Here is a 24,336-nt window from a genome sequence, read left to right as displayed (position 1 = left end):
TTACATCGTTCCTTCTTCGGAAGGATCCGCACCGTCTTCCTCTGTCTCCTGCACAGCCGCCGCTTCCTGCGCCGCCCTCTCTTCATTGATCTGCTGGGCTTCCGCAAGGATATCCTCCGCATTTTCCTGTACGTTCGTAACCGTTTTCATCACGCAGTCCTTTGCGCGCAGCGCCGCTGCCGTACACTCTGTGTAAACCTTCTTCGCGTCTTTGCTGGATAAAAGCTTTACCCCGGCTGTCCCGAAGAGGACTCCTCCTGCGAATAATCCGATCTTTTTCATCAATGACTCACTGAACATATACTTCTACCTCCTGATAATACTTTTTACTGCTCTGCTGCCGGCTGATCACTTGTGCTTGTATCCGGTATAAAATACCATTATGAAGCAGAACACGGCAGCCCATGCCCAGAATCTGTGCTGTTTCATGTGCCATCACTTCCTTCTGTTTTACTAGATTACAATAAGAATACTATATCAGCATAGCAACACTCTCCCAGGGTAGTCAAAGCTAATCTGCCTTGTCGATAAAACTTCTCACTATCCCATATAATCCCTGAAATCCACTTGACAGCGGCTGGATATTTCCATAATATAACATTGTTATATATCACTGTTATATGGAGATTGCCATGGATGAAAACACATTATCTACATTAGAACGGATCCAGCAGGCCGCATTGGACGAATTTTCAGAAAAAGGATTCCTGGGCGCTTCCCTGCGCCAGATCGTGAAAAACGCAGGAGTGACCACCGGGGCCTTCTACGGCTACTTTTCCAGCAAGGAAGCCCTGTTCGCTTCCATCGTAGAACCCCATGCCGCCGCCCTTATGGGCAGGTTTATGGAAGCCCAGACTTCCTTTGCGGAACTGCCCGAAGAACAGCAGCCGGATCACATGGGCGTAGAATCCTCGGACTGCGTCCACTGGATGGTGGATTATATCTGCCGGCACAGGGAACCGGTAAAGCTGCTGCTTTGCCGGTCAGAAGGCACCAGCTATGAACATTTTGTCCATAACATGGTTGAGGTGGAAGTGGAATATACACTGAAATATATGGACGTCCTCCGCCGCCTTGGGCGGGATATCCCAGAGTTAGATGAACAGATGTGCCATATCATTGCCAGCGGCATGTTTAACGGGATCTTTGAGATCGTGATCCACGATATGCCGGAAGGCAGGGCCCTGCGCTATGTAGATCAGCTCAGGGACTTTTATACAGCCGGATGGCTGAAATTGATGGGGCCGTAGCCCCCATCTTTTTTGCATGATGGTTAGTCATTTCTAACTTCATGATACATATTTTAAACAAAAGGGAGGTAATCATTTGAAGCAGAAAAAGCAAAGCAGCCTTGCCCGCATCCTGGGTTATGCGGGCGGGCACAGAAATCTCACCCTGCTGGGCTGTATCCTCTCCGCCCTGTCCGCGGTACTGGGGCTGATCCCCTATGTGTGCGTATGGCTTGCGGCAAGGGACGTCCTGGAAACCTGGCCCGCGCTCACCGGAGTGTCCGGGTCTGCCCGCTGGGGCTGGACGGCGGTATGGACCGCTGTCATAAGTATCGTTCTGTATTTTGCAGCGCTCATGTCCACTCATATCGCGGCCTTCCGCACGGCCCGGAATATCCGGCGCGCTGCCATGGGGCACGTCCTGAAGCTGCCGCTTGGATTCTTCACGGGCAGTCAGTCCGGACGGCTCAGGAAACTGATCGACGACAATGCCGGTCTTACAGAAGATCTGCTTGCCCACAAGCTGCCTGACCTGGCGGGAACGATCGTCACTCCCATTGCCGCCGTTCTGATGCTCTTCCTCTTTGACTGGAAAATGGGGCTTCTGTGCCTGCTCACCATGGTGCTGGCGCTGCTGTCCATGTGCCTGATGATGGGCGGAAAGAACGCCGGCTTTTTCCACCGCTATCAGAAGGAGATCGAGCGCATGAGCGGCGAGGCGGTGGAATATGTCCGGGGCATCCCCGTGGTAAAAATGTTCCAGCAGACCGTGTACTCTTTCAAAGCTTTCTATGCAGCCATCAGGGACTACAGCGACCTTGCCAGCCAGTACGCCATGAGCTGCCGTGTGGGGCAGACCTGTTTCCTGACATTTATCAACGGAGCTTTCGCCCTGCTGATCCCGGCGGCTCTGCTGCTTGCCTCCGGCGGGGACGTGCGCACGGTGCTTGTCAACTTTATCTTCTATGCCCTGTTCGCTCCTGCCTGCGGCCAGATGATCAACCGCATCATGTACATGAGCGAAGCTGTCATGGAGGCGGATGAAGCCGTGGGACGCCTGGATGAGATCCTGAGCCAGGAACCGATGGAAAACACAGGCATAGAGAAACAGCCGGCAGACGCCGCTGTATCCTTTGACCACGTGACCTTTACCTACCCCGGCGCGGACCGCCCGGCTCTTTCCGATGTATCGTTTGCTGTCCGGCCCGGTCAGGTGACAGCGCTGGTAGGGCCCTCCGGGGGAGGCAAGACGACAGCAGCAAGCCTCATTCCCCGCTTCTGGGATGCAGACAGCGGCGCCGTCTCCATCGGGGGCGTCAATGTCAAAGAAATGGATACGGAAGACCTGATGAAACAGACAGCCTTTGTGTTTCAGGATACCCGGCTGTTTAAAGAGAGCCTTCTGGAAAATATCCGGGCAGCCCGGCCGGACGCTTCCAGAGAGGAAGTCCTGTCCGCCGCACACGCTGCCCAGTGCGATGATATTCTGGAAAAACTTCCCCAGGGTCTGGATACTGTGGTGGGCGCCAGGGGCGTGTACCTCTCCGGCGGCGAGCAGCAGCGGATCGCTCTTGCCCGCGCCATTTTAAAAGACGCGCCCATCGTGGTGCTGGACGAGGCAACAGCTTTTGCCGACCCGGAAAATGAGCACCAGATCCAGAAGGCGTTTGAAGCGCTGATCCGGAATAAAACCGTATTGATGATCGCCCACCGGCTGTCCACCGTGCAGGATGCGGACCACATCATTGTCTTAAGCGGCGGAAAGATCGCAGAACAGGGCAGCCATGAAAGCCTGCTTGCACAGCATGGCGTGTATGCCGCCATGTGGGAAGACTATCAGCGCAGCGCCCGGTGGAAAGTCGGGCGGACAGATCCGAAAAGCGGAAAGGGGGAAAAGACCGTATGACAAAGAAATTACAGCACGTATTCGCGCTCAGTGAGAAAGGAGCAAAAGATCTTGTAAAAGCCGTTATCTGGTGTTTTGTGTGCAACTTAAGCCTGATGCTTCCGGTGGGGGCCGTCCTGTTTACGGCGAAGCACCTTTTGGATGCCATGGAAACCGGCGGCAGCCCCTTGGAGGGTTTCTGGATCTACACAGGCTCTGCCCTGGCGGTCCTGATCCTTTTGTTTGTCCTCCACTGGTTCCAGTATGCTTCCCTGTATCTGGCCACTTATAAAGAGAGCGCCAGCCGGCGGGTGAGCCTGGCAGAAACCCTGAGGCAGCTTCCCTTAAGCTTTTTCGGAAACCGGGACTTGAGCGACCTGACCTCCACCATGATCGCAGACTGCTCCAGTCTGGACCAGATGTTCTCCCACTACGTGCCGCAGCTCTTTGCGTCCGTCTTCTCCACGCTGGTGATCGGCGTCGCCATGTTCGTTTGCGACTGGCGGATGGCACTGGCAATCTTATGGGTCGTGCCTGCTGCGGTCCTTCTGACGGCAGGGAGCAGGAAGATCCAGGATTCCTTCGGCACAAAGAATATTTTAAATAAACGGGCAGTCGCCGACTGTATCCAGGAAGGACTGGAAACCATCCGGGATATCAAGGCATGCAGCCGGCAGGACGCGTACATGGAAAAACTGGAGAAGAAACTTGCAGCCATGGAGAAAGGCTCCATCCACTCGGAGCTGGCAACCGGCGTGTTCGTCTGCTCCGCCCAGGCGTTTCTCCGGCTGGGTCTGGCGACCACCATCCTGACTGGCGGAGCTCTCCTGGCGGACGGAAAACTTTCTTTCCTCTATTTCCTCGGGTTCCTCTTTGCCGCCGCCAGGCTGTACGACCCGCTGGGGCTTGTGCTCCAGAATATCGCCGCCACCTTCAACGCCAAACTGCAGATCGAGCGGATGCGCTCCATTCTGGAACAGCCGGTGCAGAAGGGGACGGAAGAATTTACACCGAAGAACTATGACATCACCTTTGACCATGTCTCCTTCGCCTACCGGGAGGGAGACGGCGTACTTGAGGATGTAAGCTTCACTGCAAAGCAGGGCGAAGTGACCGCCCTGATCGGCCCCTCCGGCGGTGGGAAATCCACTGCCTGCAAATTGGCGGCCCGGTTCTGGGACGTCACCGGCGGGAAAGTTCTCTTAGGCGGAACGGATGTATCCACAGTGGACCCGGAAACGCTTCTTCGCTCCTACTCCATGGTATTCCAGGATGTGGTGCTGTTCCGGGATACGGTGATGGAAAATATCCGTCTGGGCCGCCGAGGCGCTTCGGACGAGGAAGTGATCGCAGCCGCCAGAGCCGCCCGGTGTGATGAATTTATCCGGGAACTGCCCCGGGGCTATCAGACCATGATCGGCGAGAACGGCTCCACCCTCTCCGGCGGAGAACGCCAGCGGATTTCCATCGCCCGCGCCCTTTTGAAAGATGCGCCGGTCATCCTTCTGGATGAGGCAACCGCCAGCCTGGACGTGGAAAATGAGAGCGCTGTTCAGGAAGCCCTCTCCCGCCTGCTCGCAGGCAAGACGGTTCTGGTCATCGCCCACCGGATGCGCACCGTGGAAGCAGCAGACAAAATCGTTGTTCTCTCTGAAGGCATGGTGACAGAACAGGGGACTCCTTCGGAATTGATGAAACAAAACGGCCTCTTCCGCCATATGGTGGATCTGCAGAGACAGAGCGCCGGGTGGAGACTTAAGTAATCAGCCCGGCAAATATTGCCGCACCTGCCACGGTACAGACACCTGCAGTCACAATCGCCAGACTGCTCATGGCGCCTTCCGTCTCACCCATCTCCATGGCTTTTGCCGTGCCGATGGCGTGAGCGGAAGTGCCAATGGCAATCCCTTTTGCTATCGGATGACGGATGGAAAAGATCCGGCAGATTGGCTCTGCCATCATATTTCCCAGCACTCCGGTGATAATGATCACAGCCGCCGCGATCTCACTGTGTCCGCCCAGTTCTTCCGCCACGCCCATACCGATCGCCGTGGTGACAGATTTCGGCAGAAGCGTCACATACTCTGCCTGGGTCAGACCAAATAAAAGCGCCAGCGCCAATACGGTCAAAAGGCTCGCCGCAACTCCGGACAGGATGCCGGTCAGGATTGCCCGGTAGTTTTCCTTCAAAAGATGAAGTCTGTCATACATGGGAATTGCCAGACTCACTGTAGCCGGCGCAAGCAGATAAGACAAATATTTTGCACTGGCGTTATAGGTTTCATAATCGGTTCCCGTTGCCAAAAGGAACAGGATCACCAGGATGATGGCGATCATCAGCGGATTGGCAAGCGCCGTATTCCATCTGCGTTTTACCAGCACTCCGATCCCGTAAGCGGCCAGGCTGATAAATACTCCCGATGCCGCAGAATTAAGAATCACTTCTTCCAGCATGTGTTTTTTCTCCTTTTTCTGATTTCCTGATACAGGCATCCGTCACTTTTCCCGCTGTAACCATCACTACGATCGTGGACACCACTGTGATTACGCAGGCGGGCACAAGCATAGCCTTCATATGTCCCCATGCCGCCGCCCTTATGGGAAGGTTTATGGAGGCCCAGACTTCCTTCGCGGAACTGCCCGAAGAACAGCAGCCGGATCACATGGGCGTAGAATCCTCGGACTGCGTCCACTGGATGGTGGATTATATCTGCCGGCACCGGGAACCGGTAAAGCTGCTGCTTTGCCGGTCAGAAGGCACCAGCTATGAACATTTTGTCCATAACATGGTGGAGGTGGAAGTGGAATATACACTGAAATATATGGACGTCCTCCGCCGCCTTGGGCGGGAGATCCCAGAGTTAGATGAACAGATGTGCCATATCATTGCCAGCGGCATGTTTAACGGGATCTTTGAGATCGTGATCCACGATATGCCGGAAGGCAAGGCCCTGCGCTATGTAGATCAGCTCAGGGACTTTTATACAGCCGGACGGCTGAAATTGATGGGGCCCAAAATTCCGCAAAATACAATAGAAAACAAAAAGGAAATCCCTCCCGGAAGCGGCGTCTGTACTTCGCAGACAAACCGCCGTCCGGGAGGGAAAGGGGCGCCATTCTTCTTTACAGGCTGAACTCTTCTGCCTCGTCCAGCTCGTCGTCAAACTCATCCAGAACATATTCCACCAGTTCCTGCGCTGCATCCAGATGTTCTGAATCTGCTTTGATGGATATTTCTTCTTTGACGATGTTCAGATCTTTAAACTTATCCAGTGCATACTGATAGGTCTTACCCAGTTCTTCGGCATCGGTTGCCTTCGGACAGATAAATACTACCTTGTTGTCTGCACAATATTTCTTCAACTCTTCCAGTTTTTCATAAGACTCATCAATCTTTCCACCCGTCACATAAATGACTGCAGGTCTGGGATTCGCCTTTACCGTCTGTTTTCCGATCAGAATTACGGTCACCACTTTGGTATCGCTTTCCGGATCTACCACATAACCAAGTCCGTCATATTCATAGAAATCAACATTCATTCTTCTGCACCTCTTTCTTCCCTTTTACTCTCCAAAGCGTCTCTTAAATGCGGCTTTATAATCTTCTACCACCCACGGACGGCGAAGATCATATTTGAAGCAGTCTTCAATATTGCTCTCAAAGCTGATCGATGCTCTCGTAGAATATTCATTGGGCTCTCCGCAGTTCTTGATCACAGCCCAGATTCCATTGGAGTGATGCGCGCCGCCATATACATGATATTCCACAAAACTGTGGGCCTTCAGAAGCTTGGTATAAAATTCCACATTGGGAAGGATATCCGGATCCATCTCCGCCTGATACATGAAGGTAGGTGGAAATCCGATGCAGTCCTCTACTGTCGCGTGGTTCGGAAGGGCCTCAGGGCCGACTCTGTTGGAAGCAAAGTTTCTTCCCAGCCAGTTTGCAAGTCCGTCGTGCTGTTCTACTGCGTCCCACATACCGGTATACAGGGAATCGCCGTCCTTTTCACGGTCATCTGTCTGCGCGCTGACAACCACGATGCCTCTGGGGCTGTAACCATATCTCTTTAACCGGAATGCAGAAGCCAGGCACAGATGTCCGCCTGTGGAGGATCCGCTCATAACCACTTTATCGTTATGGATCCCCAGTTCATCTGCATTTTCATACATCCATTTATAGGCAGCGTGAAGATCATTGATGGCCGCCGGATACTGTGCCTGCCAGGACAGCCGATAGATCGGCACGATTCCTACACATTTATGTTCTTCACACATTCTCTCGATCGGATAGGCATTGGGGTTCAGTCCGGTCAGACCGCCGCCTACTACATAGAACAGAACACGGTTCTTTCTCTTCTTCAGATTATGCGGTTTTACCACCCATACTTCTACCGGTGTATCCGGCTCTTCTTCACAGCCCGGAGCTTCATATTTCTCAATATCACAGGTATGTTCACTGGACCACCACTGTTCCATATACGCTTTCTGTCTTGCCGTTCCTGCCGCAAGCTTCTCTTCCTGCGGAACAGACGGGCTGTAAAGCATAGCAGTTCCTTCATTCAGCTTTGGATCCAGATCCCAGAAATCACGTCCGTCCGGATGTCCCCATTTGGGATCTGTAATATCGATCATACGTCCTTCTTCTACGATGATCCCGTCTTTATTGCGATCGCCTTCAAATTTTGCCCACATACTCTATTTCCTCCTTACTTAAAATCATCCAGAAATGGAGGATTACACCTTCCTGCAATCCTCCATTTCCTATCTAGAACCAGAAATTATAGGGAGAATTCCTCTGCATCATCCACATCTGCGTCACACTCGTCAACCAGATAGTCGACAGCCTCCTGTGCCGCCTCCATAGTATCAGGGTCGCCCTGTACGGAAAGTTCATCTCTCTTGACATTCAAAACTTTATATTTTGTTGTCACATATTTGTAAGTCTCTGCAATCTCTTCCGGATCCAGGGAAGCTGGGCAAATGATCATTACCTTATTTTCTTCCGCATAGTTTTTCAGATCCTCTAACTTCTCGTAGCCTTCCTTTACCTTTCCGCCGGTGATATAGATAATACCCGGACGCGGATTGGTCTTTACTGTTGTCATCGTCGGCGGAGAGGGAATAAATACCTGTTTGGTATCACTCTCCGGATCTACAATATATCCCAGGCCCTCATATTCATAAAATTCAACCATTTCTAATTTCCTCCTGTCGGTTTAATCGGGTTCGTTAAATTCTTCTACTGTCCACGGTCTTCTAAGATCATATTCAAACATATCCCGGATCTCTTTTTCGCAGACCTTGTTAAAGAGCTGTGCATATTCTGCATCCGGATCGTCCTTATCCAACACATTTGCAGACGTAGTCAGTGAACAGTGCTGGCTGCCGCCCCATGCATGCATCTCACAGTAAACGCCTGCTGCCGCCAGCTTGCTGATATACTCGGAAGTCTGATCCAGTCCGTTGTCATTGATCATTGCATGGATGAATGTAGGCGGAAGTCCTACACACTCTTCTACTGTTGCACGTCCCGGGAATGCTTCTGCCGGAACATCCACACAGTTATTCAATTTTCCAAGATACTGCCTTGCGGACTGTGCTGCATCAGAGCCGCCCCAGAAAGCAGAATTAATCCTCAGAGAACGATACTGCGGCATCGGACGGTCATCAATGATCGGCACCCATACCATACATCCGCGTGGGGTAATGCCACGTTTCTTTAACCTGTGGCAAAGAGCCAGTGACAAGATGTCCGCCGGAGCTGTTTCCGTGAAGAACGATCTTATTGGGGCTGATATTCAGCTCTTTGGCATGTTCAACCAGGAAATTGTATGCAGCTTCACAGTCATTAACCGGCGCCGGATACTGCGCTCCCTGGCAAAGGGTACGATACGTCAGTGTTGCAACCGGCACGCCGAACTTATCCGCCCAGTTCTCAATATCGGCAGTAAACCGGAAACATGTGGTAAGTCCGCCTCCCGGAATAATCAGGATACAGGGGCTGTTTCTCTTATAACTCCATTTCTCTTTGGGGTTGGCCACTAACATCTTCACTGGCGGAGCGTCCGGCTCATCAATACAGCCAGGAGCCTCATACTCTGTTACGCGGGACCAGTCATAATCCGGAAGATAATCCTTAAATCCGTCTTCTGCATGTGCTGCAAACTCCTGCCGTTCCTCAAAAGACAGGTCGTCATTGAGCAGGACTTCTGAATATCCCACCGACTGCCCCATCAGGGAATAAGAAACTTCCAGTTCCGGATGTCCCCATTTTGCATCGTCACGAATCCTAAATTTGTCGAGTCCCATAGTATTTCCTCCTTTAAAAAAATAATTTTGGATATTTTGTATTGTTCCGCCTGAACAAAATACATTTAGATTAACAAAATCCACCAAATATCTTAGTTTGAATATACTATATTTTTACACAAAAGAAATCTGACAAACTCCCGGATGTGTACTCATTTTCAACACTTTTTCGATTTGTCGCTTTTTTTAACAAATAGTACGATTTATATTCCGGAAATCGCCAGACTTAACCACACTCCAGCTCATGAAGCCACTGGATCATCCGTTCTTTTTCAGTTGCCAGCTGACCGATCAGCGTATACTTTCCCATCACTGTTGTATCCGCAAAGATACAGTCAAAATGTTCCAGGCCGGACAACAGCAGAATCTCTTCCTCCGCCTTTTCCTTCTGTGTCAGGGGGTGAAATTTCCCCTGGTCTACCAATGTCGCAAGGGGCGTATCCGGCCACACCAGAAGCCCCATCATCCATATCTTCCCAGGTCGTATGCTATTCAAAATCTCTGCCGTATCTTTGGCGTGAGAAAAGGACCGTTCTTTTCCTCCAAGGCCTGTGATCGCGCTTAATCCAATCTCCACACCGGCTGCCCGCAGGATGCTGCAGGCCTCCACTGCCTGTGAAGCAGTTTCTCCCTTGGACATCAACTTAAGAACTTCATCGTTTCCGGACTCCAGCCCCAGATACAGACTATGCAACCCGTTTTTTCGCAATAACATGATTTCTTTCGGCGCCTTTTTCAGTACATCATCAAATCTGGCATACATGTTGATCTGCTCCATCCAGGGCATATGCTTTCGGATGGACTGAAAAATCAAAAGAAGTTTCTGTGTCGGCATCACCAGGGGATTCTCTCCCAGCAAAAAGATACTTTTTTTCTCCCGAACATAAGGAGCCAGCAATTCGATTTTCTTCTGGATCTCATCGATCGGAAACAAAGAAAAGGAATCCCTGGCAAAATCGCAGAAAGCACATCTGTGCCAGCTGCACCCTGTCTCCACTTCCAGGAACGCGCTGTTTCGTTCCCAGAAAGGCCGGTATATTTCTTTTTCTGAATATAACTGTGTGGTATCCATGTATTTATCTTTGCAGCATCTTTCTGGCAATCCTGTCAAATGCTGCCGCCCCCTCCCATAACACCTCTTCATCAATATTAAACCCTGAGCTATGATGGGGACGATCCGTACCCTTCCTGGGATTGGAAGAGCTCAGATACAGAAATGCCCCCGGCACCCTGCCCAGATAATTGGCAAAATCTTCCCCTGCCATACAGGGAGCCTCCATCTCCATGCTCACTTTATCCTCGCCTAACAGCTCTGCTATTGCATCTGCCGCCAGGCGGGCCATCCTGGGATCATTCACTACCGGCGGAGCGCCCCAGAGAATCTTTGTCTCACAGGTTCCGCCAAATGTCTGCGCGGTTGCTTCCGCGATCTGCCGGATCCTTTCCGCCAGATAAACACGCACTTCTTCATTCAGCGCCCGGGTGGTCCCTTCAATCAGCACCTCGTCCGGGATGACGTTATATTCAAATCCACCGGTCACTTTGCCCACCGTGATCACACTGGCGGTTGTTCCACTTAATTCTCTTGTCTGAATGGTCTGAAGAGCCAGGATCATATGAGCAGCGATCTGGATCGGATCTGTCCCCTTTTCCGGATTGGATCCGTGACAGGATTTTCCCTTCACTTTTAAAATGAAATGGTCATAGGAAGCCATGCAACACCCGCGGGCAGCCACAAACTGCCCGCAGGGGATCTCTTTTCCAAACAAAGTCCCGATGTGGAGGCCGAAAATCGCGTCCACACGATCCACAAATCCATCCTGGATCGCAAGAGCGGCTCCTCTGGCCGTCTCCTCGCCCGGCTGAAAGATCAGGCGGACTGTGCCGTGCATACTGTGCCGCCAGGTCATCAGAAGCCTTGCCGTCCCAAGCAGCATTGCCATATGCGCGTCGTGTCCGCACGCATGCATACAACCTTTATGCAGGGAACAGTAGTCCACAGTATTTTCTTCTTCCAGCTGAAGTGCATCCATATCCGCCCGAAATGCGACCGTCTTTCCCGGATAATCTCCCTTGATCACCGCCATGATCCCGCTGTCCCTCTCGGACAGAACATAAGGAATCTGAAGCGCCTCCAGTTCTCTCTGAATAAAAGAAGCGGTTTTAGGAAGGTTCAGCCCGATTTCCGGAATCTGATGCAATCTTCGCCTGATTCTCAAAATATATGCCTGTATTCCACTGTACTGCTGTATCATGTTATCCTTTCCTATTCATGGATCAGCGCCTGCTGCCCTTCTTCCGGTTTCTCCGTCAGCATTTCCAGCGCCTCTTCCACCATACCTTTCCGGTACTCCACTTCCTGTTCATGCGGAAGCGACGGGTTGCCAAATACATGAAGCACGCTGTTTCCGCGCAGAATTCTGTGTGTACCGATGCCTTCTGATATCTTTGTCAAATTGGTTACATGGACGATCGGGATACCTGCCCTTTCAATCTCTTTTGTCATCACTGCACCGCAGCGAGAGCTGGTACCTCAGGTGGACGTCAGGATTGCGGCGTCAATGCCGTGTTCCTTCATATCTTTTGCGATATCTTCTCCAAATTTCTTTCCCATCTCCATTGGCGTCATAACACCTGCTGTAGAATAGAATTTCGGATAAACATCTCCGATCTTGCCTTCTTTTTTCAACTCCTCCAGAGCATCCATCGGCACCAGACGGTTGGGGTCCTGAAGAACAAACGCGTTATTATATCCCTGATGGCTGACCTCGTAATCCGCCGGATCCAGAGAGTCTGCTCCCTTGGTGTCATAGATCCGGAAATATTTAGAATTTGTAGGTACCTGATGATCCGGATTGCCCTTTGGCACCAGTCCGCCATCCGTTACCACTGCGATCTTGATCTGATCCACCGGTTTCTCAAGAACAGGCAACGGAATTTCCTCATGATTGGGCATGATCACTTCTGTCGCAAATGGTTCATGATGATATTTGCTTAACAGCATCCGCAGCGCTCTCTTTGGAGCCGGTACACTGTAATCAATCTCAATCGCCGGCCCGGAGCCGTGATATCCTTCCTTTTTACCGTCGCCGATGGGTTCTCCTTTTACCAGACGCTTAGCAAATTCAGACACCTGTTTTACTGCCTGCCGCATCTTTGCCGCATTATTTTCGGTCTGAAGAATATAACACCGGTCTTTGTACAGATCTGTCCCCGGGTTTTCCGCATAGAGAGCTGTTACCGCCGGGATCTTTAATTTCTCTGTCACCATCGCGGTTGTTGCGCCGCAGCCGATCCCGTAACGTCCGGCATTAAAGCCCGGCCCTGCCACAAACAGCTGCGCCTGATACTTTTCGATCACTTTTGAAAGCTCTTCGCATACTGCGTCTGTGTTTTCTGCAATATAGTTATCGCCGCAGATAAATGTTGCCACGATCTCATATTCATCTCCAAGATTTTTCGCAAGGGCAAGTCCCGGTCCAACCGGACCTTCTTTCACTTCAATCCCCATACTGGCGGTATCTTCTCCACCGTATCCTCCATAAAACTGATTAATATAATGAACAACCTTTATTTTTTCTCCCATGATCCTACGCCTCCTTCTCCGGGACATCCGGCAAATCTGCATCCGTCGTCACATAGCAGTCGCCAAGCTGTGACCAGATTCCCTGATAAGCAAAGTTTGTGGTGTGAACAAACGGTCCCTGTACATCGACTCCCATCAGACTGGGCACATTGGTTCCTTCGCCGATCACCCTGTCTACCCTTGGATGATGAAGGTCATAATTCCTTCCGCTGTTTACCACTGCATCGATCTTGGGATCGGAAATAACCAGCATGTCGCCCGGCTTATCATTGGAAACCGCCGAAAGATTCATAACACAGGGCATTCCCATCTTTTCCGCCCAGTTATAGGCAAGCGCAGAATCCAGCTGACAGTGCCCCATACCGGACTTGTTGACAATTACGCAATCCGCTTTCAGTGTCTCTTTGCACAGGGTGGCAGCCATCATTCCCATAGCGTCTTTTCCGTCAATTTTCATCACATTGTTTGCCATCACAAATCCTACAAACTCAATGTCTTTTCCATGACGTCTCATTAATTCTTTCAGATATACTTCATTCTGCAGATAGTAGTTAGGCTCCCAGTATCTCCATACCATAGCCCCGTCCAGGATCTCCGTGGGCTGAAGGATCGTGGGCAGGAATCCGATGGCGCTTTGTCCATATACCAGGAAGTTCCAGGTATCATGGGACGCCATGTGAGTCACCAGATACGCCACCTTCGGCAGCGGCTTGCCATCCGGTCCCGGTCCAACCGGTCCCAGTTCAAAGACTTCAGACTCATCGGGCGTCATGTCGATTCCCAGTTTTGCCAGATGTACGTTAATGCTCAAAGAAGCGTATTTCAGCGCTTCCGCATAGCTGGCATCACTGACGCCTTCTGCCGGCGTCGCATCCAGGATGATATGGTAATGTTTGGAAAAATGTGTATACTTCGCACATTCTCCTCCCATATCCAGGTAATATTTAATATTACACTTCGCATAATATATATCGGAGATCACCACTCCTTTTAATGCTATTGTGCGTCCTTCTCCCATGGGTGCAAGCTTCCCCCAGATTCCTGGATACGAAGTTTCCGGGGCATCTGCCTTACAACGGGGCTGCATCACATCGTGGATTCCGAGGATCCTGCAGCTTTCTCCCGGCACAGCCAGCTTAATGTCCAGGCTTCCAAACAATTCGCTTTTCGCCAGATCCATCAGTTCTTCTTTGTTGACTGTCAGGATACCGTCTTTCAATTCGGTTTTTGCTCCGAATTCAACTTTTTTCACATGGATATAATCGATTTGTAATTTTTTGCTCATAGTTTTCTTCCGTACTCCTTCCTTTAAAATTCTCTGGTTACAGGCCGCCGAATTCACTTTATATTTAACTTTAATTCTATGCACAAGGTAATTAACAGACAATAAACAAAATATTCGGTCTGCTTAATTCTATGACGAATACCGTATCTGTACAAAAAGCTGTAGAAAACAAATCTTCTACAGCTTTTGATCCACACTTTCTATTCTCAGCTCTTCCAACGCCGTCAGGACGATTTTTCTCCTGTATTCTCTCTCCCCTTTATCCGATAGTTTCGGCGCTCCCAGAGGATGACAGACGTTATTTCCTTTTACGATCCTGCGTACGCCAATATCCATTGCGATTTTTGTCAGGTTTGTAATCTGTACCACAGGGATTCCCACTTTCTCAAGCTCCATGCCGATATTGGCTCCGCACCTTGTGCTGGTCCCGCACACCGAGGTGATGATCACTGCGTCTACATCCAGGGTTCTGACATAAGCCGCTATTTCCCTTCCCAGAGACACGCTTTTCCCGGTGGAAACCATCACGCCTACTGTTGTAAGAAAACTGTCATACAGCTTTCCGACGATGCCTTCCCGCTCCAGATCCCGCATCACATCCACGGGAACCAGACGATTGGGATCTTCTTTTACAAAAGAATTGTCATATCCCTGATGGGTCACTTCATACTTATCTCTCTCCAGGGTTGCACAACCCCGGATCGGATATTCATAAAACCCGCCTACATTGACAGAGGGAACCCGGTCCGGATTCCCGTACGGTACCAGTCCGCCGTCCGTGATCAGCATGACGGATGCCTGGCTTAGTTTTTTGCGGAGTACAGGAAGCCGTGATTTCTGCGGCTTTGCCATAACAACTTCCGTCTGATAATGCTCCCCGCGATATTTTGAAAGCAACATGTCCAGACATCTCTCGGGCGCAGGCTTCTGATAATTGATAAACGGAATGAGCTGATTCTCTCCCTGCCTGTTTCGATCCTCCAGATTGGAATAGATCCATTTTGCTTCTTCTAACATACTCTTAAATAACTCTTCCCTTCTTCATTCTTTTTTCCTGCCTGGCCCTCCTGTTTTTCCAGCATCATCTGATCAGAAAGTCTTGCATAACCGGAAGCTTCAAACTCCAGAACTGCATGCACCTGTTCAAAATAACTCATATAATTATCGTGCATGCCGTCCTTCACCCAGTCAGATATGATCCCGACCAGAGAATGGGCTTTCATCTTCGCCATCAGATGAAGCTCTGTCTCTGTCAGCTTAAAGCCAGACTCCGTATACCGGACGTCAATATTGATCCTCCAGAGTTCATAATAAAATTCATTCAGATACTCATACAGGGAATTCTGCCCGATATACTGGAAACACGCCAGATAAAATTTCCTGTTCGCATACAGACACTTGCACACATTCACAAAACTGTTGGTCAGCTTCGACGGGTCATTAAAAGAGTTCACATTTTCCAGCATATCTGTGTAAAAGATCCAGTTGATCAGCTCATACTTATCCTTAAAATGATAATAAAACGTATTTCTGCTGATATTACAGTATTCCGTAATATCCTTCACAGATATTTTGGATAATGGCTTTTTTTCCAATAACACTTTTAATGCCTTTCCCAGTGCGTCCTTCGTAATCATGTTATTCGACATATACAACTCTCCTTATCTGCCGTAAAAAACAATATCCTTTCTTATTATTTGTTTTCACAAAACCCTTACATTGTCTTACGCTTTTTTCTATTAATCATATTTTAATATAGGTTTTATCTATATTCAACCAAATCGCCGTTGATTTTTTTGTGCAATTTATTTGAACTGCACAATTTTCAGAATATTTCAAGTCTTCTTTCTCCCAATTTTGAAATCCATTAATACATTCCAGATTTGATGACCATAATTCTGACACACTTCCGGATTGACAAATGACTATCTTTTTACACTTTGCTATGATGCAGACATAAAAAAATGCCGGATTACTTTATGAACTTTCAAAAAGGAGGAGTTTTTCATGTATGCTCTCATTGCATCATTTCCCATCTTGCTGACCGTAGTTTTAATGGTCGGATTCAACAGGCCGGCAAAGCAGGCGCTTCCGCTTTCCTGGCTGGTGGCCTGCCTGGTTGCCGGACTGGTATGGCACATGGGTGTTTTAGAGATGACCGCGCAGACGATCGCAGGTTTCCTAAGTGCCTTTGAAACACTGTGTATTATCTTCGGCGCGATTTTGCTGATGAATATCCTGAAACAATCTGGAGCTATGGCGTCCATCAATCAGATGTTTTCAAATATTACCAGAGACGCAAGGATCCAGGCAGTCATCATCGGCTATATCTTCGCAGGCTTTATTGAAGGAGTCGCAGGCTTTGGCACTCCGGCAGCACTGGCAGCCCCGATCCTGATCAGTCTTGGGTTCCCGCCTCTTGCAGCGGCGGCGGTCTGCCTGATCTACAACTCCACACCTGTCTGCCCCGGACCGGTAGGCGTCCCGACTCTGACTGCCTCCAGTACGGTTGCCTCTGCTGTCACAGGCCTTGGCGGAAACCCAGATACTTTCACCATGGAGCTGACAAAATGGACCTGTATTCCTCATATGATCGGCGGATTCTTTATTATCTTTATCGGCGTCTGCGTACTTTGTAAGGTATTTGGCCCCAACAAGTCCTTTAAAGACGCCCTTCCGGCCCTCCCGTTCTGTCTCCTTTCCGGAGCAGTCGTTGCCGTGATCTATATTCCGATGGCCATTTTTGCCGGACCGGAATTAACCTCTATGGTTGCCTTCATCATTGCACTCTTTGTCCTGATGATTGCTGCCAAAAAAGGAATCCTGATGCCAAAAGAAGAATGGACCTTTGACCGGGTGGAAGAATGGGGCGACAAGTCCTGGATGGCAACCCGCAAGGTCAGCACTACCAAGGAAAAAGGCATGAGCCCGGTGAAAGCCTGGATGCCTTATATTATCATCGGTATCTTTCTTGTCATCTCCAGAATCGCCGTCTTTGGCCTGAAGGATATTTTGAACAATGAACCGTTTATCCTTCATGTGGATCACATCCTTGGATTTGAAAACATTAACTGGGATTTCAAATTCTTCTGGAATGCCGGGATCCTGCCATTTATTATCGTGGCTTTACTGACCATTTTCTTACATAAGATGACAAAAACAGAGGCAAGGACAGCGATCTTCGACTCGTTCAACCAGGTGTCCGGTGCTGCCATCGCTCTTCTGTTTGGCGTTGCAATGGTAAATCTCTACCGCTTTACCAGCGATGCCTCTATCGGCGAAACCGTCCTGTCTGCCGGACAGACGGTAGAAGAATTTACCTATGCAAACAGCAGTATGCTCTATATCATGGCGCATGCGCTGGCCAATATCTTTGATAAAGCTTACTTCCTGGTAGCTCCGCTGATCGGAGTACTCGGAGCATTTATGTCCGGTTCCTGTACCGTGTCCAACACGCTGTTTGCATCCCTGCAATTTGAAACAGCAACTGTCCTTGGCATGTCCCAGGTACTGATCGTTGCTCTTCAGAATATGGGCGGAGCCATCGGTAATCAGATCTGCGTCAACAATATTGTTGCAGCATGCGCTACCACAGGCACCAACGGCAACGAAGGAAAACTGATCCGGACCAATATCATTCCTGCCCTGATCTATTGTGCAGTTGTTGCCACTATTGTAGGCGTTCTGCTCTTTACCGGCGTAAATCCCATGCCGGAACTGCTTCAGTAAGGTTCATAAAAAAGCTCCCCTGCCGGCGGACAGGCCATCTATACAGCCTGTCTTCCCGGGAAGGGAGTTTTTCTTATGTCCTCTATTACGCCTCTGCGACGGGCCGGATGCTGATTTCTCCGGAAGAAAGCATTTCTTCCCTGCCATCCTCATAACGCACCTTCAGATGGCAGTTTTCATCTACAGCCAGCACATGTGCTCTTCTCTTTTCTGTCGGCGTAATGACAACAATATCCTTTCCCGTCACAAAACACCGCGTCTGGTATTTCCCCACATATTTTTTATGGTCTTTTGCACGGTAATAGTGCAGAAAACGGTTCAGAAATCCGGCCGCCAGGTTCTCTCTTGCCTGTTCCTCATATGTGTCAAAAATGGCTCCTGCCTTCTGCAACAGTTCTTCCGGGAATCCCGCTTCCGGAGAAAACACATTAAACCCCGCTCCCAGAATCACATAAGAAAGACCACCGTCCTCCCTGTGGCCGCTTCCCTCTGCCAGGATTCCGCAGACCTTTTTTCCTTCTACATAAATATCATTGACCCATTTGATCCCAGCCTTTTTTCCTGACACAGATTCTACTGCTTCGCTGGCCGCAACAGCAGCCATCGTGGTGATCCGTCCTGTTAGCTCCGGATCCCATCCCGTCTGCCGAAGGAGCAGACTGATGTACACACCGGTTCCGGCAGGTGAATAAAAGGTTCGCCCCAGGCGTCCCTTCCCGGCCGTCTGCGCCCCGGCAATGAGCGCCATCCCATCCGGCGCCCCATCTTCTGCCATCTTACGCAGCCGGATATTGGTAGAATCCACCACCGGAAGAACCTGAAGCGGCAGATCTCGAAGCTCTTGACCTAGAGCCGCCCGGATACCGGCCTCCCTGATATTGTCAGTGTAAAAAAACTCTTTCTCGTGCATCTTTTCCTCCTTCCTTATATGATGCGGATCTTCCACTTTGATACAGACCCCTTTCTGCCCGGATCTTCTTTACCGGACCAGCATCCCGGCATTCTGAAGCTGACGGATACACTGTTTCCTCACATAGAAGAAGCATACCGCCTGCATGGCGATGGTAATGAGCCAGGACCCCGGATAGGAGATGAACAGGAAATACAGGGATCTGTGATGCGGGAAGAACACATAGACCCAAAGGATCCGGGTTCCCACCGTACCGATCACCGACAACACCATCGGCACTGCCGAACGACCCATCCCCCGCAGGGCTCCGGGGAAAAGATCCATAACCCCGCAGAGGAAATAAGGCACCGTAGTGATAGAAAGGATCTCCAGACCGCACCGGATCACGTCCGGCTCAGCCGTATAGATCCGAAGCACCTGATCCCCGAATACATAGGCTCCTACGCCCAGAAGCCCCGCCGCGCCTGCGGACAGGATCATACAGTCTAACAGCACACGGTCCATCCGTTTTTGTTTGCCCACGCTGTAATTCTGGCTGGTAAAACTCATGCAGGCCTGGGTAACCGCATTGACCGATACATATAAGAATCCCAGGATATTATTGGCCGCAGTATACCCTGCCATGGCGGTAGCGCCAAAGGAGTTGACCGAAGACTGTAAAAGCGCATTGGAAAAATTGATAACCGTACTCTGGATCCCCGCCGGGATCCCCACCTGAAATATACGGATCATGTATATTTTTTTGATTCCCAGTTTCCGGAAAGAAAGCTGGTAACTTCCTTCTGTTTTCTGGAGACAGCGGATCACCAGGATCGAAGAGATCATCTGGGACGATACGGTGCCGATCGCCACTCCGGCCACTCCAAGCGGGATCACGATCACAAGCAGAAGGTCCAGCACCACATTTGCCATGCCGGACACTGCCAGAAACATCAGAGGCCTCTTGGTGTCCCCTACCGCACGCAAAATGGCAGCCCCGTAGTTATACAGCATGAAAAAGGGCATGCCGAGAAAATAGATCTGCATATACAAAGTAGCCTGTCCGATCACATCTTCCGGCGTGTCCATCAAAGACAGGGCTGCCCCGGAAGACGCAAACCCTACAAAAGCCATGATCACGCCGCTGATCAGAGCCAGGGTGATGGCCGTATGTACAGACTCTGACATTTCCTTTTCCTGTCCGGCCGCGTAATACCTGGCCGCCAGCACATTGGCGCCAAGGGAAACGCCGATAAATAGATTGGTAAAAATATTGATCAGTGCAGTGGTGGATCCTACGGCCGCCAGGGCCTGGCTTCCGGTAAATCTCCCCACCACAATAATATCTACCGCATTAAACATCAGCTGCAGGATGCTGGTCAGCATCAGCGGCAGTGAGAATGAGATCAGCTTATCCATAATTGTGCCGTTGCACATATCGATTTCGTATTTATTCTTCTTCACCTTCTGTACCCTCCATTTACCCTGCTTATCTTACTGCTTTCCAGGTCCAGCGTCAAGTTGTCTTCTTCCGGTTTTCCAATGAAAGGAAACGGTTGAAATTCTTCTCCTGCGGAAGTATAATTCTCGCGAAAGGAGAAGAACACATGCCGATCAATACAAAAGAACAAATTGCAGAAGCCGCCATGACTCTTCTGATGGATAAAAATGTCAAAAAACTGACTGTAAAAAATATTGTCGAAGAATGCGGAATCACCCGGCAGGCATTCTACTATCATTTTGAAGATATCCCCCATCTCTTCCGATGGATATTCGAGAAAAGCGAGGAGCATATCCTGGCGCAGGAAAGAGAAAGCAGTGATCCGGAGGAGGAACTCCGCCGTTTTTTCCTGATGGCGATCCACACTATGCCTTATGTGAAAAAAGGACTGGAAAGCAATTACGGCAATGAACTGGAAGCGCTTTTCTCACACTATTTCTGTCAACTGTTTGAGCAGCTGGCCGAGAAGAAAGACATGTACAAAAACTGTACGCGCTTAGAAGCAGGTCTGATCCTTCGCTATCACAGTTATGCGATCATCGGACTACTGCAAAACTGGACAGATACAGATACAAAAAATCTGGAGCAGATTGTTCATCTGGTCTACCTTTTGATCAGCGAAGGAATTTCCCCTTCTTCCTAATATCTCTATAAAAGATCTGTTCACAGACTGGAGTGTATTTTTTTACACTTCAGTCTTTTTGTCTATACACTTTTTCTGATCTGATCATTGTAGATTTCGTTCCGGCTCCATACAATAGAAAATGACAAAAAATACTCAGACGTCAGAAAAGGAGAATTTATAACTATGAAAGAAGTCAGATCACCAAAACGACCTATGATCTTCTACTACTGTATGGTCCTTCTGATCATTTTCCTCTTTAATATGCTGATCGCTCCTCTGCTTGGGCATTCCCAGGTGACAGAGGTTGGCTACAACACCTTTATGGATATGATCGATGACAGAGACATCGGACTGGTACAGATCGAGGACACAGAAATTATTTTTACGAATAAAGAACAGAGCAAAACCTATGAGACCACCGCTATGGAAGATCCTGGCCTGGCAGAGCGTCTCCACAACTGCGGCGCGGAGTTTGAACGGATCATAGAGGAGCCTGTTTCGCCGCTCTTCAGTATCCTGCTCACTACCGTCCTTCCTATCCTGATCTTCATTGCACTGGGACGCTATATGAGCAAAAAGCTGATGGAGCAGGCGGGCGGCAAGAATTCCATGGCCTTTGGCATGGGGAAAAGTAACGCCAAGATCTACGTCCAGTCCACCCAGGGTATCCGCTTCAGCGATGTGGCCGGGGAGGACGAGGCCAAAGAAAATCTGGCTGAGATCGTGGATTATCTCCACAACCCGCAGAAATATACGGAAGCCGGCGCTTCCATGCCCAAAGGCATCCTGCTGGTGGGGCCGCCCGGAACCGGCAAAACCATGCTGGCAAAAGCGGTCGCCGGGGAATCCAATGTTCCCTTCTTCTCTATCTCCGGGTCGGAGTTTGTCGAAATGTTTGTAGGTATGGGCGCTTCCAAAGTTCGGGATCTCTTCAGCCAGGCAAAGGAAAAAGCCCCCTGTATCGTCTTCATCGATGAGATCGATGCCATCGGCCAGAAGCGAAACGGCGGAGGCTACGGCGGAAATGACGAGCGTGAACAGACACTGAACCAGCTTCTGACAGAGATGGACGGGTTTGAGGAAAATACAGGCGTCATCATTCTGGCTGCCACCAACCGGCCGGAATCCCTGGATCCTGCCCTGACAAGACCAGGCCGGTTCGACCGGCGTGTGCCTGTGGAACTGCCGGACCTTGCAGGCCGGGAAGCCATTCTGAAAGTCCATGCCAAAAAAATCAAGCTGGCCCAGGACGTGGATTTCCACACCATTGCCCGCATGGCCGCAGGCGCCTCCGGGGCGGAACTTGCCAATATCATCAATGAAGCTGCTCTTCGTGCGGTCCGGAATGGCCGGGTGGTGGTAACCGAGGCGGACCTGGAAGAAAGCATTGAAACGGTTATTGCCGGTTACCAGAAGAAAAATGCCGTTTTATCCGACAAAGAAAAGCTGGTCGTCTCCTATCACGAAATCGGCCACGCACTGGTTGCCGCGCTGCAGTCTGACTCTGCTCCGGTCCAGAAGATCACGATCATTCCCCGCACCTCCGGCGCACTGGGATACACCATGCAGGTGGACACCGGCGACAAGTACCTGCTGACCAGGCAGGAACTGGAAAATAAGATCGCCACCTTCACAGGCGGACGTGCCGCAGAAGAAGTGATCTTTGGAGAAGTCACCACCGGCGCGTCCAACGATATCGAGCAGGCCACAAAACTGGCGCGTGCCATGATCACCCGTTACGGCATGAGCGACGACTTCGACATGGTGGCCATGGAGACGGTGAACAACCAGTATCTGGGCGGAGACACTTCCCTTGCCTGCTCCGAGGCCACGCAGAAAGAAATTGACCGCAAGGTGGTGGAACTGGTAAAGGCCCAGCATGAGAAGGCAAAAGCACTGCTTCTCGAACATGAAAGAAAACTTCATGAACTGGCAAAATATCTCTATGAAAAAGAAACGATCACCGGGGAAGAATTCATGGCGATCCTGAATCAAAAAGGAGGCGATGCACAATGAAAAGACGTTCCAGACTTGGGTGGCTTGAACTGATCCTTGGCGTCCTGCTGATCCTTCTCGGCGTCGCCACGATTCTTCTGCCAGGAAAAGTATTCGGGGGACTGATCGTCCTGTTTGGTTTCGCTGCCGTGATCATGGGTATCGGAGATATCCTTCTGTATATCCGCATGGAACGGTTCATCGGCTTTGGCCCTGTCATATCGCTGATTTCCGGTATCGTCAGCGTAATGGCCGGCATCATGCTTGTGGTATATCCGGGTGCAGGAGTGATGGTCTTATCTGTCCTGTTTCCTATCTGGTTCATCGCCCACTGTATTTCCAGACTGTCCCACGCAGGAACGATACGGCTCTTTTCAGGAAACGGGATGTACTATACCACTTTGATCCTCAACGGCGTCGGCCTGGCCCTTGGGACCCTGATGCTCTTTCGTCCGGCATTTTCTCTGGCAGCGATTGGGTTTATCGCCGGATTTTACCTGATCCTCCTCGGGACCGACAGCATCATCCTGGCGTGCAGCAATGTGGGAATGCGGTAAGGAGATAGAATGGAAAAATAATCCCTCCTGTGGTACGATAAAGGCAGAAACAACGAGGAGGAAGCATACATGCATTATATAAACCATTACCGCTCTCCCCTTGGCACGATTCTTCTTGCCGCTGATGATACCGGCCTTACCGGCCTGTGGTTTGAAGACCAGAAGTATTTTGCCCAGGGACTTGATAAAGAAACAGAAGAAAAGGAACTCTCCGTATTTCAGGCGACCCGCCGCTGGCTGGATGTTTATTTCTCAGGGCAGGCCCCTGACTTCCAGGTTCCTCTTCATTTTCAGGGAACCACCTTTCAGAAAGAGGTCTGGAAGATTCTCTTATCCATTCCCTACGGCGAAACCACCACTTACGGAGCCATTGCAAAGCAGCTGGCTGCAAAAAGAGGCCTTCCGCATCTGTCCGCCCAGGCAGTGGGCAGTGCGGTCGGCCACAACAAGATTTCTATTATCGTTCCCTGCCACCGTGTGATTGGGGCAGACGGAAGCCTCACCGGGTATGCCGGCGGCATCTGGAGAAAAGAAAAACTGCTGGCGCTGGAACAGGCTTAATCCCAGCGCCAGCCATGTATGAATTACAGCAGGCATGTCATGCCTGCTGTAATTTATTTACAAGTGAACTATCAGATTCCAAGTAAGCATCAAAACTCTCGTTGACTTTTCCATAAAAATATGCTAAGATGCGTCTCAAAGAAAAATAAGATAAGGCAAGGAAGAGAACCAGTAGGTATCTG

At 50.2% G+C, this 24,336-nt stretch carries 25 protein-coding genes; 9 read left to right on the top strand and 16 right to left on the bottom strand.

The features are described 5' to 3' along the window. Entirely contained in the window at positions 1-300 is a 300-nt protein-coding gene (locus tag ABGT54_RS03515; RefSeq protein WP_346662861.1) for a DUF6110 family protein, read from the bottom strand. Beyond that, positions 290-436 (bottom strand): hypothetical protein, encoded by a 147-nt coding sequence (locus tag ABGT54_RS03510; protein WP_204931352.1) that lies wholly within the window; start codon positions 434-436, stop codon positions 290-292. The genes ABGT54_RS03515 and ABGT54_RS03510 overlap by 11 nt, the downstream gene beginning before the upstream one ends. A gap of 196 nt (positions 437-632) precedes the next feature. Here ABGT54_RS03510 and ABGT54_RS03505 point away from each other — a divergent pair, with 196 nt between their 5' ends. From ABGT54_RS03505 to ABGT54_RS03495, 3 genes are all read left to right on the top strand, one after another. Continuing rightward, on the top strand, positions 633-1,250 hold the full coding sequence (locus ABGT54_RS03505; RefSeq protein ID WP_346662860.1) for a TetR/AcrR family transcriptional regulator: 618 nt from the start codon (positions 633-635) through the stop codon (positions 1,248-1,250). Positions 1,251-1,326: 76 nt separating this feature from the next. After that, positions 1,327-3,135, top strand: a complete 1,809-nt coding sequence (locus ABGT54_RS03500) for an ABC transporter ATP-binding protein (protein WP_346662859.1) — start codon at positions 1,327-1,329, stop codon at positions 3,133-3,135. Then, positions 3,132-4,877 (top strand): ABC transporter ATP-binding protein, encoded by a 1,746-nt coding sequence (locus ABGT54_RS03495; RefSeq protein ID WP_346662858.1) that lies wholly within the window; start codon positions 3,132-3,134, stop codon positions 4,875-4,877. The genes ABGT54_RS03500 and ABGT54_RS03495 overlap by 4 nt, the downstream gene beginning before the upstream one ends. Here the strand turns inward: ABGT54_RS03495 and ABGT54_RS03490 are convergent. Beyond that, positions 4,870-5,568, bottom strand: a complete 699-nt coding sequence (locus ABGT54_RS03490) for an LrgB family protein (protein ID WP_346662857.1) — start codon at positions 5,566-5,568, stop codon at positions 4,870-4,872. The genes ABGT54_RS03495 and ABGT54_RS03490 overlap by 8 nt on opposite strands. Before the next feature lie 155 nt (positions 5,569-5,723). On the opposite strand from ABGT54_RS03490, the gene ABGT54_RS03485 reads away from it, so the two are divergent. Then, positions 5,724-6,248 carry a TetR/AcrR family transcriptional regulator gene (locus tag ABGT54_RS03485; RefSeq protein WP_346662856.1) on the top strand — a complete coding sequence of 175 codons (525 nt, stop codon included), beginning with the start codon at positions 5,724-5,726 and terminating at the stop codon, positions 6,246-6,248. Here the strand turns inward: ABGT54_RS03485 and ABGT54_RS03480 are convergent. The 11 genes from ABGT54_RS03480 to ABGT54_RS03430 form a co-directional block, all read right to left on the bottom strand. After that, positions 6,238-6,654 carry a hypothetical protein gene (locus tag ABGT54_RS03480; protein ID WP_270645126.1) on the bottom strand — a complete coding sequence of 139 codons (417 nt, stop codon included), beginning with the start codon at positions 6,652-6,654 and terminating at the stop codon, positions 6,238-6,240. The two genes, ABGT54_RS03485 and ABGT54_RS03480, sit on opposite strands and share 11 nt — an antisense overlap. A gap of 24 nt (positions 6,655-6,678) precedes the next feature. Further along, positions 6,679-7,809 carry an alpha/beta hydrolase gene (locus ABGT54_RS03475; protein WP_270645127.1) on the bottom strand — a complete coding sequence of 377 codons (1,131 nt, stop codon included), beginning with the start codon at positions 7,807-7,809 and terminating at the stop codon, positions 6,679-6,681. An 86-nt stretch (positions 7,810-7,895) separates the two neighbouring features. Continuing rightward, the gene (locus tag ABGT54_RS03470; RefSeq protein WP_270645128.1) at positions 7,896-8,312 is read right to left on the bottom strand and encodes a hypothetical protein; all 417 of its coding nucleotides are present in this window, start codon (positions 8,310-8,312) and stop codon (positions 7,896-7,898) included. A gap of 21 nt (positions 8,313-8,333) precedes the next feature. Beyond that, entirely contained in the window at positions 8,334-8,807 is a 474-nt protein-coding gene (locus tag ABGT54_RS03465) for an alpha/beta hydrolase fold domain-containing protein (RefSeq protein ID WP_346662855.1), read from the bottom strand. After that, positions 8,785-9,426: an alpha/beta hydrolase gene (locus ABGT54_RS03460; RefSeq protein ID WP_346662854.1), complete on the bottom strand. Its 642-nt coding sequence runs from the start codon at positions 9,424-9,426 to the stop codon at positions 8,785-8,787. The genes ABGT54_RS03465 and ABGT54_RS03460 overlap by 23 nt, the downstream gene beginning before the upstream one ends. 226 nt (positions 9,427-9,652) lie before the next feature. Next, positions 9,653-10,537, bottom strand: a complete 885-nt coding sequence (locus tag ABGT54_RS03455) for a radical SAM protein (RefSeq protein ID WP_346662853.1) — start codon at positions 10,535-10,537, stop codon at positions 9,653-9,655. Beyond that, positions 10,503-11,681, bottom strand: a complete 1,179-nt coding sequence (locus tag ABGT54_RS03450) for a M20 family metallopeptidase (RefSeq protein ID WP_346662852.1) — start codon at positions 11,679-11,681, stop codon at positions 10,503-10,505. Before ABGT54_RS03450 ends, ABGT54_RS03455 begins: the two co-directional genes overlap by 35 nt. Before the next feature lie 11 nt (positions 11,682-11,692). Next, complete coding sequence (locus ABGT54_RS03445) at positions 11,693-13,012, bottom strand: glycine/betaine/sarcosine/D-proline family reductase selenoprotein B (RefSeq protein WP_346662851.1); 1,320 nt, start codon at positions 13,010-13,012, stop codon at positions 11,693-11,695. Positions 13,013-13,016: 4 nt separating this feature from the next. Next, positions 13,017-14,297, bottom strand: a complete 1,281-nt coding sequence (locus tag ABGT54_RS03440) for a glycine/sarcosine/betaine reductase component B subunit (protein ID WP_346662850.1) — start codon at positions 14,295-14,297, stop codon at positions 13,017-13,019. 177 nt (positions 14,298-14,474) lie between these two features. Continuing rightward, positions 14,475-15,314: a glycine/betaine/sarcosine/D-proline family reductase selenoprotein B gene (locus tag ABGT54_RS03435; protein ID WP_346662849.1), complete on the bottom strand. Its 840-nt coding sequence runs from the start codon at positions 15,312-15,314 to the stop codon at positions 14,475-14,477. Then, positions 15,308-15,946 (bottom strand): TetR/AcrR family transcriptional regulator C-terminal domain-containing protein, encoded by a 639-nt coding sequence (locus tag ABGT54_RS03430; RefSeq protein ID WP_346662848.1) that lies wholly within the window; start codon positions 15,944-15,946, stop codon positions 15,308-15,310. The genes ABGT54_RS03435 and ABGT54_RS03430 overlap by 7 nt, the downstream gene beginning before the upstream one ends. 358 nt (positions 15,947-16,304) lie before the next feature. Between ABGT54_RS03430 and ABGT54_RS03425 the strand changes: the two genes are divergently transcribed. Then, positions 16,305-18,026 carry an L-lactate permease gene (locus tag ABGT54_RS03425; RefSeq protein WP_346662847.1) on the top strand — a complete coding sequence of 574 codons (1,722 nt, stop codon included), beginning with the start codon at positions 16,305-16,307 and terminating at the stop codon, positions 18,024-18,026. Between the two features lie 85 nt (positions 18,027-18,111). On the opposite strand, the gene ABGT54_RS03420 is transcribed toward ABGT54_RS03425, so the two are convergent. Both ABGT54_RS03420 and ABGT54_RS03415 read right to left on the bottom strand, forming a co-directional pair. Continuing rightward, positions 18,112-18,936 (bottom strand): biotin--[acetyl-CoA-carboxylase] ligase, encoded by an 825-nt coding sequence (locus ABGT54_RS03420; protein ID WP_346662846.1) that lies wholly within the window; start codon positions 18,934-18,936, stop codon positions 18,112-18,114. A gap of 69 nt (positions 18,937-19,005) precedes the next feature. Then, positions 19,006-20,352, bottom strand: a complete 1,347-nt coding sequence (locus ABGT54_RS03415; protein ID WP_346662922.1) for an MATE family efflux transporter — start codon at positions 20,350-20,352, stop codon at positions 19,006-19,008. Between the two features lie 170 nt (positions 20,353-20,522). On the opposite strand from ABGT54_RS03415, the gene ABGT54_RS03410 reads away from it, so the two are divergent. The 4 genes from ABGT54_RS03410 to ABGT54_RS03395 all read left to right on the top strand — a co-directional run bounded on the left by ABGT54_RS03410 (position 20,523) and on the right by ABGT54_RS03395 (position 24,154). After that, on the top strand, positions 20,523-21,059 hold the full coding sequence (locus ABGT54_RS03410; protein ID WP_346662845.1) for a TetR/AcrR family transcriptional regulator: 537 nt from the start codon (positions 20,523-20,525) through the stop codon (positions 21,057-21,059). A 165-nt stretch (positions 21,060-21,224) separates the two neighbouring features. Then, positions 21,225-23,057, top strand: a complete 1,833-nt coding sequence (gene ftsH / locus ABGT54_RS03405) for an ATP-dependent zinc metalloprotease FtsH (protein WP_346662844.1) — start codon at positions 21,225-21,227, stop codon at positions 23,055-23,057. Continuing rightward, positions 23,054-23,593, top strand: coding sequence for a DUF308 domain-containing protein (locus tag ABGT54_RS03400; RefSeq protein ID WP_204931370.1), 540 nt, complete (start codon positions 23,054-23,056; stop codon positions 23,591-23,593). Before ftsH ends, ABGT54_RS03400 begins: the two co-directional genes overlap by 4 nt. Positions 23,594-23,662: 69 nt before the next feature. Next, positions 23,663-24,154 carry a methylated-DNA--[protein]-cysteine S-methyltransferase gene (locus ABGT54_RS03395; protein ID WP_346662843.1) on the top strand — a complete coding sequence of 164 codons (492 nt, stop codon included), beginning with the start codon at positions 23,663-23,665 and terminating at the stop codon, positions 24,152-24,154. Positions 24,155-24,336 lie beyond the last annotated feature (182 nt).

This window comes from uncultured Merdimonas sp. (genome assembly GCF_963929015.1).
Taxonomy (GTDB): Bacteria; Bacillota; Clostridia; order Lachnospirales; family Lachnospiraceae; genus Merdimonas.
The sequence above is the reverse complement of the archived record's forward strand: the minus strand, read 5'-3'. Positions and strand labels throughout refer to the sequence as shown.